This window comes from Pseudomonas sp. CJQ_9, from assembly GCF_043106615.1.
GTDB classification, from domain to species: Bacteria; Pseudomonadota; Gammaproteobacteria; order Pseudomonadales; family Pseudomonadaceae; genus Aquipseudomonas; species Aquipseudomonas juntendi.
The window spans coordinates 21,110-34,665 of sequence record NZ_JBICMS010000103.1 but is presented as its reverse complement, the minus strand read 5'-3'; the positions used below and the strand labels follow the sequence as shown (position 1 = coordinate 34,665).

The 13,556-nt window shown below is 60.0% G+C and carries 11 protein-coding genes and 1 pseudogene; 5 read left to right on the top strand and 7 right to left on the bottom strand.

The window, feature by feature from the left end:
* Window positions 1–216 precede the first annotated feature (216 nt).
* Window positions 217–1,590 carry a nucleotide 5'-monophosphate nucleosidase PpnN gene (gene ppnN / locus ACF8SD_RS23490; protein WP_173889698.1) on the bottom strand — a complete coding sequence of 458 codons (1,374 nt, stop codon included), beginning with the start codon at window positions 1,588–1,590 and terminating at the stop codon, window positions 217–219.
* Window positions 1,591–1,717: 127 nt separating this feature from the next.
* Entirely contained in the window at window positions 1,718–2,779 is a 1,062-nt protein-coding gene (locus ACF8SD_RS23485; RefSeq protein WP_392485241.1) for a YeiH family protein, read from the bottom strand.
* A gap of 110 nt (window positions 2,780–2,889) precedes the next feature.
* Here ACF8SD_RS23485 and ACF8SD_RS23480 point away from each other — a divergent pair, with 110 nt between their 5' ends.
* From ACF8SD_RS23480 to ACF8SD_RS23470, 3 genes are all read left to right on the top strand, one after another.
* The gene (locus tag ACF8SD_RS23480) at window positions 2,890–3,762 is read left to right on the top strand and encodes a LysR family transcriptional regulator (RefSeq protein ID WP_392485240.1); all 873 of its coding nucleotides are present in this window, start codon (window positions 2,890–2,892) and stop codon (window positions 3,760–3,762) included.
* A 758-nt stretch (window positions 3,763–4,520) separates the two neighbouring features.
* Entirely contained in the window at window positions 4,521–5,873 is a 1,353-nt protein-coding gene (locus ACF8SD_RS23475) for an MFS transporter (protein ID WP_029887978.1), read from the top strand.
* A 96-nt stretch (window positions 5,874–5,969) separates the two neighbouring features.
* On the top strand, window positions 5,970–7,232 hold the full coding sequence (locus tag ACF8SD_RS23470; protein WP_392485239.1) for an OprD family porin: 1,263 nt from the start codon (window positions 5,970–5,972) through the stop codon (window positions 7,230–7,232).
* A 165-nt stretch (window positions 7,233–7,397) separates the two neighbouring features.
* Here ACF8SD_RS23470 and pncB read toward each other — a convergent pair whose 3' ends face one another.
* The gene (pncB, locus tag ACF8SD_RS23465; protein WP_392485238.1) at window positions 7,398–8,597 is read right to left on the bottom strand and encodes a nicotinate phosphoribosyltransferase; all 1,200 of its coding nucleotides are present in this window, start codon (window positions 8,595–8,597) and stop codon (window positions 7,398–7,400) included.
* A complete protein-coding gene (locus tag ACF8SD_RS23460) occupies window positions 8,594–9,244 on the bottom strand; it encodes an isochorismatase family protein (RefSeq protein WP_173889691.1) in 651 nt (216 codons plus the stop codon). Before ACF8SD_RS23460 ends, pncB begins: the two co-directional genes overlap by 4 nt.
* Window positions 9,245–9,382: 138 nt before the next feature.
* On the opposite strand from ACF8SD_RS23460, the gene ACF8SD_RS23455 reads away from it, so the two are divergent.
* Window positions 9,383–10,087 carry an NUDIX hydrolase gene (locus ACF8SD_RS23455; protein WP_173889689.1) on the top strand — a complete coding sequence of 235 codons (705 nt, stop codon included), beginning with the start codon at window positions 9,383–9,385 and terminating at the stop codon, window positions 10,085–10,087.
* Between the two features lie 138 nt (window positions 10,088–10,225).
* Here ACF8SD_RS23455 and ACF8SD_RS23450 read toward each other — a convergent pair whose 3' ends face one another.
* Window positions 10,226–11,638: a purine-cytosine permease family protein gene (locus ACF8SD_RS23450; protein WP_392485237.1), complete on the bottom strand. Its 1,413-nt coding sequence runs from the start codon at window positions 11,636–11,638 to the stop codon at window positions 10,226–10,228.
* 329 nt (window positions 11,639–11,967) lie between these two features.
* Here ACF8SD_RS23450 and ACF8SD_RS23445 point away from each other — a divergent pair.
* Window positions 11,968–12,089: pseudogene (locus ACF8SD_RS23445) on the top strand (LysE family translocator); the annotation flags it as partial.
* Window positions 12,090–12,197: 108 nt separating this feature from the next.
* On the opposite strand, the gene ACF8SD_RS23440 reads toward ACF8SD_RS23445, so the two are convergent.
* Together ACF8SD_RS23440 and ACF8SD_RS23435 are read right to left on the bottom strand one after the other, a co-directional pair.
* Entirely contained in the window at window positions 12,198–12,761 is a 564-nt protein-coding gene (locus ACF8SD_RS23440; RefSeq protein WP_392485236.1) for an NUDIX hydrolase, read from the bottom strand.
* 22 nt (window positions 12,762–12,783) lie between these two features.
* Window positions 12,784–13,530 (bottom strand): GntR family transcriptional regulator, encoded by a 747-nt coding sequence (locus ACF8SD_RS23435; protein WP_173889686.1) that lies wholly within the window; start codon window positions 13,528–13,530, stop codon window positions 12,784–12,786.
* Between the last annotated feature and the right edge of the window lie 26 nt (window positions 13,531–13,556).

Here is a 13,556-nt window from a genome sequence, read left to right as displayed (position 1 = left end):
GGGAGATTCTATGGTTTCTGGCAAGGGTAGCCGCAGCATCTTCAGCGCCTGTGAGATCGAGCGCCGCGCGGGCGGCGCTCGCTCTCACAGGCGCTGCATATCTTCTGACAAACACCTGTCAGCCCTGAGGCGATCCCTGTGGGAGCTGGCTTGCCGGCGATGGGCCGCAACGCGGCCCCAAGTTGCATGACTGACGCGCATTAGCGCAAGGTGCTGTCAGGTCACAACCTGATAGCACGGTACATACGCCGCCCCGCCGGGCAACTTCATCCGGTGCTGGTCGACGAACGCCTGCAGCAACCGCCCCAGTGGATCGAGCACAGCGCTGTCGCCACGAATCTGATAAGGACCGTGCTCCTCGATCAGGCGGATACCCTTGTCCTTGACGTTGCCGGCGACGATGCCGGAAAACGCCCGGCGCAGGTTGGCCGCCAGTTCGTGCGGTGGCAGATCGCGGCGCAGGTCCAGTTCTGCCATGGCCTGATGGGTAGGGTCGAAGGGGCGCTGGAAGCTTTCCTCGATCTTCAGCAACCAGTTGAAGTGGAAGGCGTCGTTGCGCTCGCGGCGGAACTGCTTCACCGCCTTGAGCCCTTCGACCATGTGCCGGGCAACTTCTGCCGGGTCGTCGATGATGATCTCGTACAAGCGGTGCGCCGCCTCGCCCAGCGTGGCACCGACAAAGGCATGCAACTGCTGCAGGTAGGGTTCGGCACTGCGCGGGCCGGTGAGCACCACCGGGAACGGCAGCTCGTGGTTATCCGGGTGCATGAGGATACCCAGCAGGTAGAGGAATTCCTCTGCCGTACCGGCGCCACCGGGGAAGATGATGATGCCGTGGCCGACACGCACGAAGGCTTCCAGACGCTTCTCGATGTCCGGCAGGATCACCAGTTCGTTGACGATCGGGTTGGGCGCCTCGGCAGCGATGATGCCCGGCTCGGTCAGGCCCAGGTAGCGGCTGCCATGCATGCGCTGCTTGGCATGGGCAATGGTCGCGCCCTTCATCGGGCCCTTCATCACGCCAGGGCCGCAACCGGTGCACACGTCCAGCTTGCGCAGCCCCAGTTCGTGCCCGACCTTCTTGGTGTACTGGTACTCTTCGCTGCTGATCGAGTGGCCGCCCCAACACACCACCATCTTGGGCTCCACACCCGGGCGCAGGGTGCGGGCGTTGCGCAGCAGGTGAAACACGTAATCAGTGATGCCCTGGGAGCTTTCCAGGTCGATGCGCTGGCTGGCCAGTTCGCTTTCGGTGTAAACAATGTCACGCAGGGCGCTGAACAGCATTTCGCGGGTGCTGGCGATCATCTCGCCATCGACAAAGGCGTCGGCCGGGGCATTCAGCAGCTCCAGGCGCACGCCACGGTCCTGCTGGTGGATACGCACCTCAAAGTCCCGGTAAGCCTCAAGGATGGTCTTGGCATTGTCGACATGGGCGCCGGTGTTGAGGATGGCCAGGGCGCACTGGCGGAACAAGGTGTAAAGGCTACCGGTACCGACTTCACTCAGTTGCTGCACTTCACGTTGTGACAGCGTCTCCAGGCTGCCTTTGGGGCTGACGGATGCATTGATGACATGGCGTTGAGGCATCTAAGTCTTTCCTGTGCGGGTAAAACATCCTTCTTTGACAACACCATACCGAGAAATGTGGGCGGCAACGAGGGGGGCGGTGAAAAACCTTTGCAGGGCTGCGCCTGCTTCGCCGCCCGGTTGTCGATCAGCTCAACAACTTCTGCACCCCAAGGGTGATTGCCAGGCCGCCGCCAACCAGCCACAGGTTGAGCAGCGCACCGGTCGCCAGCGCCCGTGGCCCGGCCTGGCGAATCTGGTTCAAGCGCGTTTCCATGCCAAGTGCCGTCATTGCCATGGTCAGGGCGAAGGTATCCAGGCCGTTGAGCGCCTGGGTCACGCTGCCGGGCAGCACCTGCAGCGAGTTCACCAGCACCAGGGCGAGGAAGCCGAAGGCGAACCAGGGCATGGCGATGCGGCCGTTGCCTTTGCCTTGGCCAGCCTGGCGCGAGCGGCTGATCCACAGGCCGACCACCAGCAGCACGGGTACCAGCAGCATGACCCGGGTCATTTTGACGATGGTCGCGATGTGGGTGACCTCCGGGCTGACGTTGCTGGCGGCGCCGACCACCTGGGCCACTTCGTGGATGGTGCCGCCCAGCAACAGGCCGGCACCCAAGGTGTCCAGGTGCAGCCAGCCAGCGTTGATCGCCAAGGGGTAGACAAACATCAACAAGGTGCCGAACAGCACCACGCTGCCTACCGCCATAGCGCTCTTGTGCGGGGCGCTGCGCAGCGCCGATTCGAATGCCAGCACGGCGGCTGCCCCGCAGATGGCGCTACCGGCGGCCGTCAGCAGCGCGGTGTCGCGGTCGAGCTTGAAGACTTTCATGCCGCACCACAGGCCGATCAGCAATGTGCTGCCAACCACCAGCAGCGAGACGATGAGCCCCGACCAGCCTACCTCGGCAATTTCCTGCAGGCTCACCCGCAGGCCGAAGAACGCCACGGCAATGCGTAACAAGCCGCGAGCGGAAAAATGGATACCCGCGGCCCAGCTTGCCGGCACGCCGTCACGCAGCGCGTTGCCATACAGCGCACCGGCGACGATGCCGACAATCAGCGGGCTGATGCCAAGCCTGGCGATGGCGGGTATGGCCGCCAGTTGCGTCACAGCCAGCGCAAACAGCGCGACGAACAGAATGCCATTGAGCCGCCCTTTGGTGGAAAGGGTAGGGGTATAGGCAGGGTGGGACGGTACCGTGGCCATGTGAGTCCTCCGGGCAATGATTCGACGAGGCCTACGTTAATCCGGTTATAACCTTATAAAAAATCGTAATTTAGGATGGCAAGTATCCGTTTAGCTGATATTTTCCGTTAATGACCCCAGAACAGCTGATAACATTCGCCACCGTTGCCGAGCATGGCAACATCAGCCATGCGGCCCAGGCCCTGCACCTGTCGCAGCCTGCGGTTTCCGGGCAGCTCAAGCTGCTGCAGGAGGCGTTCGGCGAACCCCTTTACCAACGTGCCGGTCGCGGCGTGCGGCTGACAGCGGCTGGCGAGCAACTGCTCGCACACGCCGAGCGCTTGCGCGATACCTTCCGCCAAGCCCAGGCCCTGCGCGAGGCCATGCGCGGGTTGGAGCGCGGCACCTTGCGCATTGGCGCCAGCACCACGCCCGCCAGTTACCTGTTGCCTTACCTGATTGCCGATTTTCATCGGCAGTACCCGGACGTGCTGGTAACGACCTCGCATGGCAACACGGCGGAGATCGTGGCGGCATTGGACGGCGTCGATATCGCCCTCATCGAGGGGCCGCCCGGCCAGGACTTGCCCCTTGGCACGCACACCACGCCGTGGCGCGAGGACGAAATCGTGGCGATCGTGCCGCGCGGGCACCCCCTGGCAGGCACGCACGAGCAGTCGTTGGCGGCGCTGGGGGCCTATCCGTTGGTGTTGCGTGAAAGCGGCTCGGGGGTGCGGCAGATCGTCGAGCGGGCATTCGCCCGTGATGGCGTAGCCATGCGTGTGGCGCTGGAAATCGCCGGTGTGGAGGGGGTCAAGGAAGCGGTGCGTGCCGGCATGGGCATCGGCTTTGTTTCAGCCATGTCCATACGCCACGAGGACGGTGCTTTGCAACGCTTGCAGGTGCATCCCCAGGCATTGGTGCGTCGTTTTTCCATATTGATGCCGCACGCCGCTACGCCCTCGCGGGCGGCGGCGCGGTTTCTGGCGTTGTGCATGGCATAGCACAAAACGTCGCCCGCACCGGTACTCCCCCTCACCGCTCTATCACTGCAAGTGCGTGGACAATCCTTCTGAAGTTATCGATCGTGAGTGGCAAATCCGGTCACAGATTTTGGGCGCTTTTACCATTGTCACGCACGTCATTCGAAGGCGATTATTTTTCTGACGCTTCAGCGACTTCTCCCCAATAAGAACAAATCAGAGGGACGCATCGTGATGCCTTGTTACTTTCCTGCGTTACCTAGCTTTGGCTATCAGCATGTTGTTGATCTTCAAACATGTGGACCCTGGTTGTCTGTGGGTGCATGTATTGAACGCTGTGATTGCAATGCTCAAGCTGACCAAAGCGACCTCTTTGGCGAAGGCTCTCACGGTGTCAGTACACACTGCACATTTGAAGACCTGATTGCCCGCACCCGTTTTAATGATTGCTCTCCCAAACGCCCGAATTAGGCGAACTCGACTTCTGCCTCTCCATCATCACCGTTCGAGACCAACAGGCGTGACTTGAGTGGTTGTGGTGGCCGGAAAGAATGTCCCTGCCCGTGTCAGCGCCAAGTGCTGGCTCGCTACCTCGCGTTTATCAAAGTAGTTACCGCAAGTACTTCGGCTTCAGGCATGGGGCGGGTGCGTAAATTGTGCCTGGGCTGAAAGACAGTCCTGGCAGTTTCATGCAGACAGTCGAGCATGTTGGATTGGCCTGCGATCGCGACACGTAAGTACACTTCAGTAGAAAAAAATAAGATTGAAGGAGATACGGTATGAGTGCTTTGAATGTGTTCACGTTGGCCGGAGAGTCTAAGTTCAATCGCTTTCATGGGTTGATTCTTTTTTGGTGCGTGCTGATACTGATCATTGATGGTTACGACTTGGCAGTGGTGGGGGCAGCACTGCCAGCCATCATGGTTGATATGCAAATTGACGCAACCAGTGCCGGCGTTATGGCTGGCTCAGCCTTGTTTGGCACCATGCTGGGGGCAATTTTTCTGGGGACGCTGGCAGACCGTATAGGTCGGCCAAAGATGATTGCAATCTGTGTGGCTCTCTTCAGCCTATTCACTGCTGCCGCTGGTTTCACTGACAATCCGTTAACCTTTAGCATCCTGCGCTTTATCGCAGGGTTGGGAATCGGCGGTGTGTTGCCTATCTGCACGGCGCAGATGGGAGAGTTCTCGCCCATGAAGGTTCGCACCCGCTTGGTGACCCTCGTTTTCGCGGGCTATTCGGTGGGCGGAATTTTGGTAGCGCTCACGGGTAAGCAACTGATCGAAAGCTACGGCTGGCAATATGTTTTCTACGTAGCAGCCCTACCAGTCTTTTTGATTCCTTTCATATTGAAGACCATGCCCGACTCTATCGGCTTCCTGTTGAAGCAAGGTCGGGAAGACGAGTTGAAAATCATTGCACGTCGTCTTCGTCCTGAACTTATGATCAAGGATGACACTACGCTTGTCGGTAACCCTCATATTGTTGCCGAGCAAGACAAGCCTGTACGAAGCCTTTTCCAGGAAGGGCGTGCCTACAGCACCGTCATGATCTGGCTGGCGTTCATTACTGGGCTTTTCATGGTATATGCGCTCAACTCATGGCTCACCAAGCTCATGGCCATGGCGGGTTTCAGCCTCGGTTCCGCCCTGAATTTCGTTATTGTGTTCAACCTCGGGTCGATATTCGGTGCACTTTTCGGTGGCTGGCTCAGCGATAAATTCAGCATCAAGCAGGTGTTGGTGGTGTTTTACGTGGTCGGTGCAGTTGCACTCACGCTAATGGGTTACACGCGTTCTACTGAACTGCTCTTCGTCGTCGTGTTCATCGTGGGTGGCTCCACGCTCGGTACCCAACTTCTGGCCTATGCGTATGCCGGGGATTTTTACCCCCCCACCATCCGTTCAACGGGTGTGGGCTTTGCGTCGGGGGTCGGTCGTATCGGAGCGATAGTCGCGCCAGTTTTGATTGGGGCACTCGTATCGATGGCCTTGCCGCTGGAGCAGAACTTCATGGCAATCGGCCTTGCCGGTCTGGTAGGTGCTGTTGCTGTGACCCTGATCAACCAGTCGCGCGCGGACTCCACGGTGGTGAGGAACAAGGTCATTGTTTCACACGATCTGACCTGATGTCGGCGCTGTAGGCAGGGGGTCGACGTTCATCATTTGCATGGGGGTGACCTGCGGCTCATGCACAAACATACAACAATAATAAGGGTGCCTGTGATGGGTGGTTTTAATAAAAAGTCATTAGCCTGTTCTGCTGCTCTGCTGGTGACGCCTTATGTTTCTGCTGCGTTCGTGGAAGATTTCAAAGGTGGTCTCGAGCTTCGAAACTTTTATTACAATCGCGATTTCCGTAATGATGGGGCTGCGCAGTCCAAGCGCGATGAGTGGGCACAGGGCTTTATCCTGAACCTGCAATCCGGCTTCACAGAAGGCCCCGTGGGCTTCGGTATCGACGCCATGGGCTTGTTGGGGGTCAAGCTTGACGCTAGCCCTGACAGAACGGGATCTGGACTATTGCCCTTCGATTCCGACAGAAACGTGGAAGACGAGTATGGAAAATTCGTGACCACCGCCAAAGCCAGGGTAGGCAAGACTGAGTTGAGAGTAGGAGGGCTAAGTCCTCTGATGCCTTTACTCTGGAGCAATAACAGTCGCCTGTTGCCTCAGGTTTTTCGCGGGGGTTCTCTGACGGTCAACGATATTGATGCATTGACGGTTACGGCCACAAGGGTCAACGCTGTGAAACAGCGTAACTCTACCGATTTCGAATCACTCACGGTATTTGGCTATGCCCCGGTCGAAGCTGACCATTACAATTACATTGCCTTCGATTACAAAGCTGATAAGGACATGCGACTTAGCCTGCACGCCGCCGAACTTGATGATCTCTACAAGTCCTACTTCGGCGAAATCAAAGTCAGTCGGCCGTTTTTGAAGGGTGATGTCATTGCGGATGTTCGCTTTTTCGATGCCAGCGAAACCGGCGCTAAAAAACTGGGTAGCGTAGATAACCGGACACTGAGTAGCTACGTTGCTTATAGCATAAATGGGCACATCATCGGGGGCGGCTATCAGAAGGCGTGGGGCGACACGCCATTTGCGTTCATAAACGGCACAGATACCTACCTGTTCGGTGAGTCGCTGGTCAGTACATTCACTGCGCCCAACGAGCGTGTCTGGTTCGCCCGATACGATTATGACTTCGCCGCGTTGGGCGTGCCTGGATTGCTTTTCACCACCCGATATACGAAAGGCGATGATATTGATCCTGCTCTGCTAACAACCCGCCAAGCCGCTTCACTTCGTCAAAATGGGAGCGAGGGTGAAGAGTGGGAGCGAGTGACCGACCTCTCTTATGTCATCCAGAGTGGCCCAGCCAAAGGCGTCTCTTTTCAATGGCGTAACGCTACGAACCGATCGACCTATGCGGACAGCGCCAATGAAAATCGATTGATCATGCGTTATACCTTCAATTTCTAACGTGTTAAGGCGGGCCGCACAGATTAGTCGGCCCGTTTCAGCTTATGCCGCCGGAGGGTTTATTGGCAGCTCCCTAGGGTGGGGGATAGGAGGTGCCGCAGGTGGACTGACAGTGCCGGCCTGGTGGGCGCAAGATCACCCGCGATGAAGCCGGCACAGCCGCCATCAATTCGCCTTGAAAACGTGTTTCATATAGGCCACGAAATTCTCGTCCCGGCACTGGGTCTTGCCAGGGCTGTCGGAAATTTTCGCCACCGGCGCCCCATTGCACGCGGTCATCTTGATAACCATGTTCATCGGCGCTACCCCCGGGATATCGCACGTCAACTGGGTACCAATGCCGAAGCTCACATTGATCCGTTCATGCAACGCCCGGTACAGCCCCAGCGCCTTGGCAAAATCCAGCCCATCGGAGAAGATCAGGGTCTTGCTCTTTGGGTCGATCCCCAGCCGTTCATAGTGAGCAATGGCTTTTTCCGCCCACACCAGTGGATCGCCAGAGTCGTGCCGCAAGCCATCGAACAGCTTGGCGAAATACAGATCGAAATCGCCGAGGAAGGCATCCATGGTGATGCAGTCGGTCAACGCTATGCCGAGCAGCCCTCGGTACTCCCTGACCCAGCATTCCAGTGCGGCGGCCTGGCTGTCGACCAGGCGCGGGCCCAACTGCTGGTGTGCCATGAACCATTCGTGGGCCATGGTGCCCAGCGGCTTGAGCTCGAACTCACGCGCCAGGTGCACGTTGCTGGTGCCAACGAAGCGCCCCGGGAAATCATGCTTGAGGATATGCACGACTTCTTCCTGCACCCGGTAGGAGAAGCGCCGGCGCGTGCCGAAGTCCGCCAACTGGAAACCGGCCAGCTCTTCGGCACTGGCCTCGGCCTTCAGCCAGTCGAGCTTCTGGTACAGGCGCTCGCCGACTTGTTCGATCACCACGTCACGGTAGCGGTAGCGGTTGCGCACCTCGCTGATGATCGCCAGCAGCGGGATCTCGTAGAGAATCACGTGCAACCAAGGCCCGCGTACGCGCACTGCCAGTTGCCCGGCGGCGTCCAGGCCCACCTGTACATAGCGCAGGTTGAAACGGAACAGGCTGAGAAAGCGGATGAAATCCGGTTTGAGGAAAGGGATTTTCTCCAGATAGGCCAACTGGTCATGGGTCACCGTGACCTCGGCCAGTTGTTCTACCTGGTAGCGGATTTCAGCCAGGTAGGGAGACAAGTCTTCGTCGTTGCGGCAACGAAACTCCCACTCCACTTCGGCGTTGGGGTAGTTGTGCAGCACTGCCTGCATCATGGTGATCTTGTAGAAGTCGGTGTCCAGCAGGTTCTGGATGATGCGGGGGCCGAAAACACTTTCGCTCATGGGCGTTGTTCCTTGAACAGGGCAAGCTGGTGGTCGAGCGCGGCCTCGTCGCCGCAGAGGATGACCCCCTCGGCGGCCAGGGCGCCGCACGCCTCGATAGCGCCTGCTTGAGTCAGCGCGCGGCAGGCCGGCAGGTACAGCAGCACTTCGAAACCGGCCTGGCGCAGTTGCCGGGCGGTGGTCTTGACGCAGTAGTCCAGGGCCAGGCCACCGACGATCACCGCGCCTACCTGCTGTACCTTGAGGTATTCGATGACCCCCGTGGAGCGGCGTTCGGCGAGGTCGTGATAGCAGGCGCCGTAGGGGTGCAGGTCGGGCTCGACACCCTTCCAAACGAAATAGTCGTAATCGATGGGCGCCGGCAGGCCAGGCAGCAGCTCGAACCCAGGGGTGCCGGGGACGCAGTGGCTGACCCAGGTCAGGTCGGCGTTGGCCAGTTGCAGGGGCTGCAGCATGTGCGCCGGGTCGGCGACAACCCAGGCGGCGTTGGCCGGGTGGGCGTCTTTACTGCCCAGGCGCAGGTCCGCGCGCAGGGCCATGGTGTTGAGGTCAACCGCAATTTCATGGCCTTCGGGAACCGGGAGTTCCTGCGGCGCGTTGCCGGTGAAGCCGTTCTGCGCATCGACATCGAAACTGGCGATTTTCATGGCGGTTCTCCTTGCTGGACTGGCTACATAATCTACCTGGTGATCTAAGTGTGTCAAGCGTCTTTCCCCGTGGATTTGCTTATTGATTTACTTAGTGTCTCTGGTGGATTATTAAGCCAGTGAATGAGGAGCAACCCGGTGAGTACAGTTGAAGTCCTGGCCAGTGTCGATATCGTGACCCTGCGCCTGGCCCCCGATGCGCATCATCTGCAAGTGTTGTTGCACCGCCGTGAGCGCGAACCGCATGCCGGTCAGTGGGCGTTGCCGGGGGTGATCGTCAATGGTCGCACCCCTGACATCAGCCTGGAGGCCGCGGCCGAGCGCGCGTTGCGCGAAAAAACCCGGCTGGTGCCGTGCTACATGGAGCAGGTGGGTACCGAGGGCAATGCGTTTCGCGATCCGCGGGGCTGGTCGCTGAGCACCTATTACCTCGCCTTGATCGGCCCTGGGCAGGCAGCCTTGGGTGAGCAGTTGGCCTTTTTCGACCTGGACAGTGTGTTGGCGCGCAAGGTGCTCTTGCCTTTCGACCACACGTTGCTGGTGGAGCGGGCCCGCGAGCGGCTGGCGGCAAAGACCGTGTACAGCAGCTTGCCGCTGTACCTGCTGGCGGAGAAATTCACCGTGCTCGATGCCCTGGGGGCGGTTCAGGCATGCCTGGGGCAGACGGTGAACAGCACCTCGCTGCGTAAACGCCTGGAGCGCTTGCGTGAGCTGGGGTGGGTGAAGGACACGGGCGAGAAGAACCAGCCCAGGCTGGGCCGGCCGCAGCAGTTGTACCAGTACACGCCGCTGGGTGGGCGGGTGTTCATGTTTGATCGCAGCTTGTTGCCGGAGGGAGGTTAGAGTTCGGCTTGAGGGGCAGGGGGCGCTGCGACCGAGCGCCCCACCTGCGGTGCTCGGTCATGTATGGGTCAGCTTCCGGCATCGGAGCTCCCAGCGATGGTGCACAACCATCTGCTGGGATTTGCCGGCGCAGCAAACTCAGTGCCCCATGGCCAACTTGGCACTCAGCTGCCGGCGCCGGTAAGCACTGTCACGGCTGGCCAGCCACCAGTACAGCGGCGAAGTCACCGCCAGCCCCACCAGCCACGACAGGTCGGCGCCGTTGATGTGCTCGGAAATCGGCCCCACGTACAGCGGCGTGTTCATGAATGGGATCTGTACCACGATACCTACCGCATAAGCGAGCAGTGCCTGCGGGTTGTAACGGCCATAGATACCGCCATCGACCTGGAAGATCGACTGGATGTCGTAGTCGCCCTTGTGGATGGCATAGAAGTCGATCAGGTTGATCGCCGTCCACGGCACCAGCACCACCAGCAACACCAGCACCATGTCGACGAAGTGGCCAATGAAGTCCGCCGAAGCGAACACGGCGACCACGCAGCACGCCGACAGCACGATCAGCGACAGTACCGCGCGGCTCTTGGCGGTCGGGATCCAGCGGTAGGCGAAGGTTTGCACCAGGGTGATGATCGACAGCACCGCGCCATACAGGTTGAGGGCGTTGTGGCTGATGACACTGAGCAGGAACAGCACCAGCATGACGGGGCCAAGGGTCCCGGTGGCCAGTTTGACCGCATCCATGGTGTCCATGCCGGCCGGAATGGCCAGCACCGCCACGGCGCCGAAGATGAACGACAGGCTCGAACCCAGGGCCGAGCCCAGGTAGGTGGTCCAGAAGGTCGAGCTGACTTTCACGTCTGCCGGCAGGTAGCGGGAGTAGTCCGACACGTAGGGGGCAAAGGCGATCTGCCACAGCGCCGCCAGCGACACGGTGGCCAGCCAGCCGGCCAGGTTGAAGCTGCCGCGGCTGAGGAAGTCGTCGCTCTGCACATGGGTAAAGATATAGCCGAAGCCGACCACGATGCCGATACCCAGCACCCAGGTGCCGATGCGGTTGAGGACGTGGATGAAGCGGTAGCCGATGATGCCGATGATGCCCGAACCCAGCGCGCCGATGACGATACCGACCGGCACCGGTACGGCGTCGACCACACCGTGCAAAGACTTGCCGGCGAGCACGATGTTGGAGGCGAAGAAGCCGATGTACATCACCCCGGCAATCACTACTACCAGCAGCGCGCCCAAGGTACCGAACTGGGCACGGCTCTGGATCATCTGCGGGATGCCCATTTGCGGGCCCTGGGCCGAGTGCAGGGCCATCAGCACGCCACCGAGCAGGTGGCCCACCAGGATGGCGACGATGCCCCATATCAGGTTCAGGTGAAACAGCTGCACGCCCAACGCGCCGGTGACGATGGGAAGCGGCGCAATGTTGCCGCCGAACCACAGCGTGAACAGATCCCTTACCTTTCCATGGCGGTCTTGCGGTGGCACATAGCCGATCGTGTGTTTTTCTATCAGGGGTGCCGAATTGGCTGCACTGGTCATGACTGACTCCAAGGCAAGGTAGGGCATTGGCAACTGCCCGGGTGCGTGCCGGCGATGGGCGACGCGTTCTTGTTGGAGCGATGATGCGGGCCGCTGGGGTAACGGGAAATTAGTAAATATGTACCTTTAAGCCTTAAAAAACCTAAGGCTGACAAAAGCTTAAGCGGCTGACTGTAGCAAGGAGGGTGCCAGTTGGCTGAGGGGCTTGGGGTAGAGGGGTTGCGCGTTGTGGGGGCGGTGATGGGTGAGCTTCGCTGGTGCGCCCTGGGCATTTTTGGGGCGCCAGGAAGTGTTGCCTTTTTGCAGTTCGGTAAGGGTTTTTCGATCAGTTGGGGTATGGCGCAAAGGCCGTGCTGAGCACCCGTCCCGGCGCGGCCACGCTGGTAGGGCGGGTGTCGGGGGGGCGATGATTACCGTGGCGCTCGGGCTGATAGCCGGGCAAATCAACTGACCCCACTGGCCCTGTCGCCGGCAAGCCAGCTCCCACAGGCACATCAAACCCTTCGATGCTGTGGTGATCCTGTGGGAGCCGGCTTGCCGGCGATAGGGCCCGCACAGGCTAACGCATGAAGTGCACCTTGCCGGTATCGTCATTACCCATGTACATGCCATACACCCCAGCCTGCCGCTCCAGGATGTAACGTTCGAGAATCTGCCGGATCGCCGGGTAGTAGATCTGATCCCAAGGGATCTCATCCGGTGCGAAGAACTTGTACGCCGACGTTTCCGGCCCGTATTGCCCGGTTTCTTCGGTCACGATGGCGCGGAAGATGATGTAGACCTCGCTGATTTTCGGCACGCTGAAAATCGAGTACGGGGAAATGATGTCGGCCCGCACGCCGCTTTCTTCCCACACTTCGCGCAGCGCCGCCTGCTCGGTGGTCTCGCCTGCTTCCATGAAACCCGCCGGCAACGTCCAGGTGCCGGGGCGTGGCGGGATGGCACGCTGGCACAGCAGGTACTTGCCGTCGCGCTCGATGATGCACCCGGCGATGATCTTCGGGTTGATGTAGTGGATGTAGCCGCAGCCGCCACAATGCAGGCGTTCGTGGGTGTCACCTGCAGGAACGCCCCGGGCCAGTTCCTTGGTGCAGTGCGGGCAGTAGCGCGGGGCGTTGGGCATGATCAGCGGCCTGTGGGTGGCGTTAAATACGTGGATCCTTCAGCGCAAAGGGCTCGACGATGTCGCGCACCTTGACGTGGTCTTCCTGCTTCTGGCGCAGGTAATCCAGGGCTACCTTGGCAGCCGCACGCACATGGTCGACCGAGGCCTGGTGGGCAACCAGCGGGTCGCCCCCCTTGATCGCCTCGACCATCTTTTCCATCTCGCGGTTGCTGGCGCCACGACGGTTTTCCTGCGACACCGAGGTGGCGCGCAGGTAGCTGATGCGTGCCTGCAACTGGCGCAACTGCTGCGCCGCCACCTGGTTGCCGGAGCCTTCCAGCAGCACGTCGTAGAAGCCTTGAACCGAGTCCAGCACCTGCTGCAACTCGCCTTCTTCCAAGGCTTCGCGGTTGACCTCCAGCGCGCGCTCCAGGGCACGGATGTCCTTCGCCTTGGCGTTGAGGGTGAACAGCTGCACGATCAGGCCTTCGAGTACGCAACGCAGCTCGTAGATGTCGCGGGCGTCTTCCAGGGTGATGATGGCCACCCGTGGGCCCTTGGCGTCGGCGAATTCCACCAGGCCTTCGGATTCCAGGTGACGCAACGCTTCCCGAACCGAGGTACGGCTGACCCCAAGGCGGTCGCAGAGGTCGCGTTCGACCAGGCGGTCGCCAGGCAGCAGGTGGAAGTTCATGATCGCCGCGCGCAGCTTGTCTAGCACGATTTCGCGCAGGGTAACGGGGTTGCGGTTGACCTTGAAGCTGTCGTCGAGTGGCTGGCGTTTCATCAAGTGCGCTCTTAAAGAGGCTGCCC

Coding starts and splice junctions, on each gene's coding strand:
- ACF8SD_RS23450 (WP_392485237.1), bottom strand. CDS start 11,638: ATGACCAGTGCAGCCAATTCGGCACCCCTGATAGAAAAACACACGATC.
- ACF8SD_RS23485 (WP_392485241.1), bottom strand. CDS start 2,779: ATGGCCACGGTACCGTCCCACCCTGCCTATACCCCTACCCTTTCCACC.
- ACF8SD_RS23470 (WP_392485239.1), top strand. CDS start 5,970: ATGGGTGGTTTTAATAAAAAGTCATTAGCCTGTTCTGCTGCTCTGCTG.
- pncB (WP_392485238.1), bottom strand. CDS start 8,597: ATGAGCGAAAGTGTTTTCGGCCCCCGCATCATCCAGAACCTGCTGGAC.
- ACF8SD_RS23460 (WP_173889691.1), bottom strand. CDS start 9,244: ATGAAAATCGCCAGTTTCGATGTCGATGCGCAGAACGGCTTCACCGGC.
- ACF8SD_RS23435 (WP_173889686.1), bottom strand. CDS start 13,530: ATGAAACGCCAGCCACTCGACGACAGCTTCAAGGTCAACCGCAACCCC.
- ppnN (WP_173889698.1), bottom strand. CDS start 1,590: ATGCCTCAACGCCATGTCATCAATGCATCCGTCAGCCCCAAAGGCAGC.
- ACF8SD_RS23480 (WP_392485240.1), top strand. CDS start 2,890: ATGACCCCAGAACAGCTGATAACATTCGCCACCGTTGCCGAGCATGGC.
- ACF8SD_RS23440 (WP_392485236.1), bottom strand. CDS start 12,761: ATGCCCAACGCCCCGCGCTACTGCCCGCACTGCACCAAGGAACTGGCC.
- ACF8SD_RS23475 (WP_029887978.1), top strand. CDS start 4,521: ATGAGTGCTTTGAATGTGTTCACGTTGGCCGGAGAGTCTAAGTTCAAT.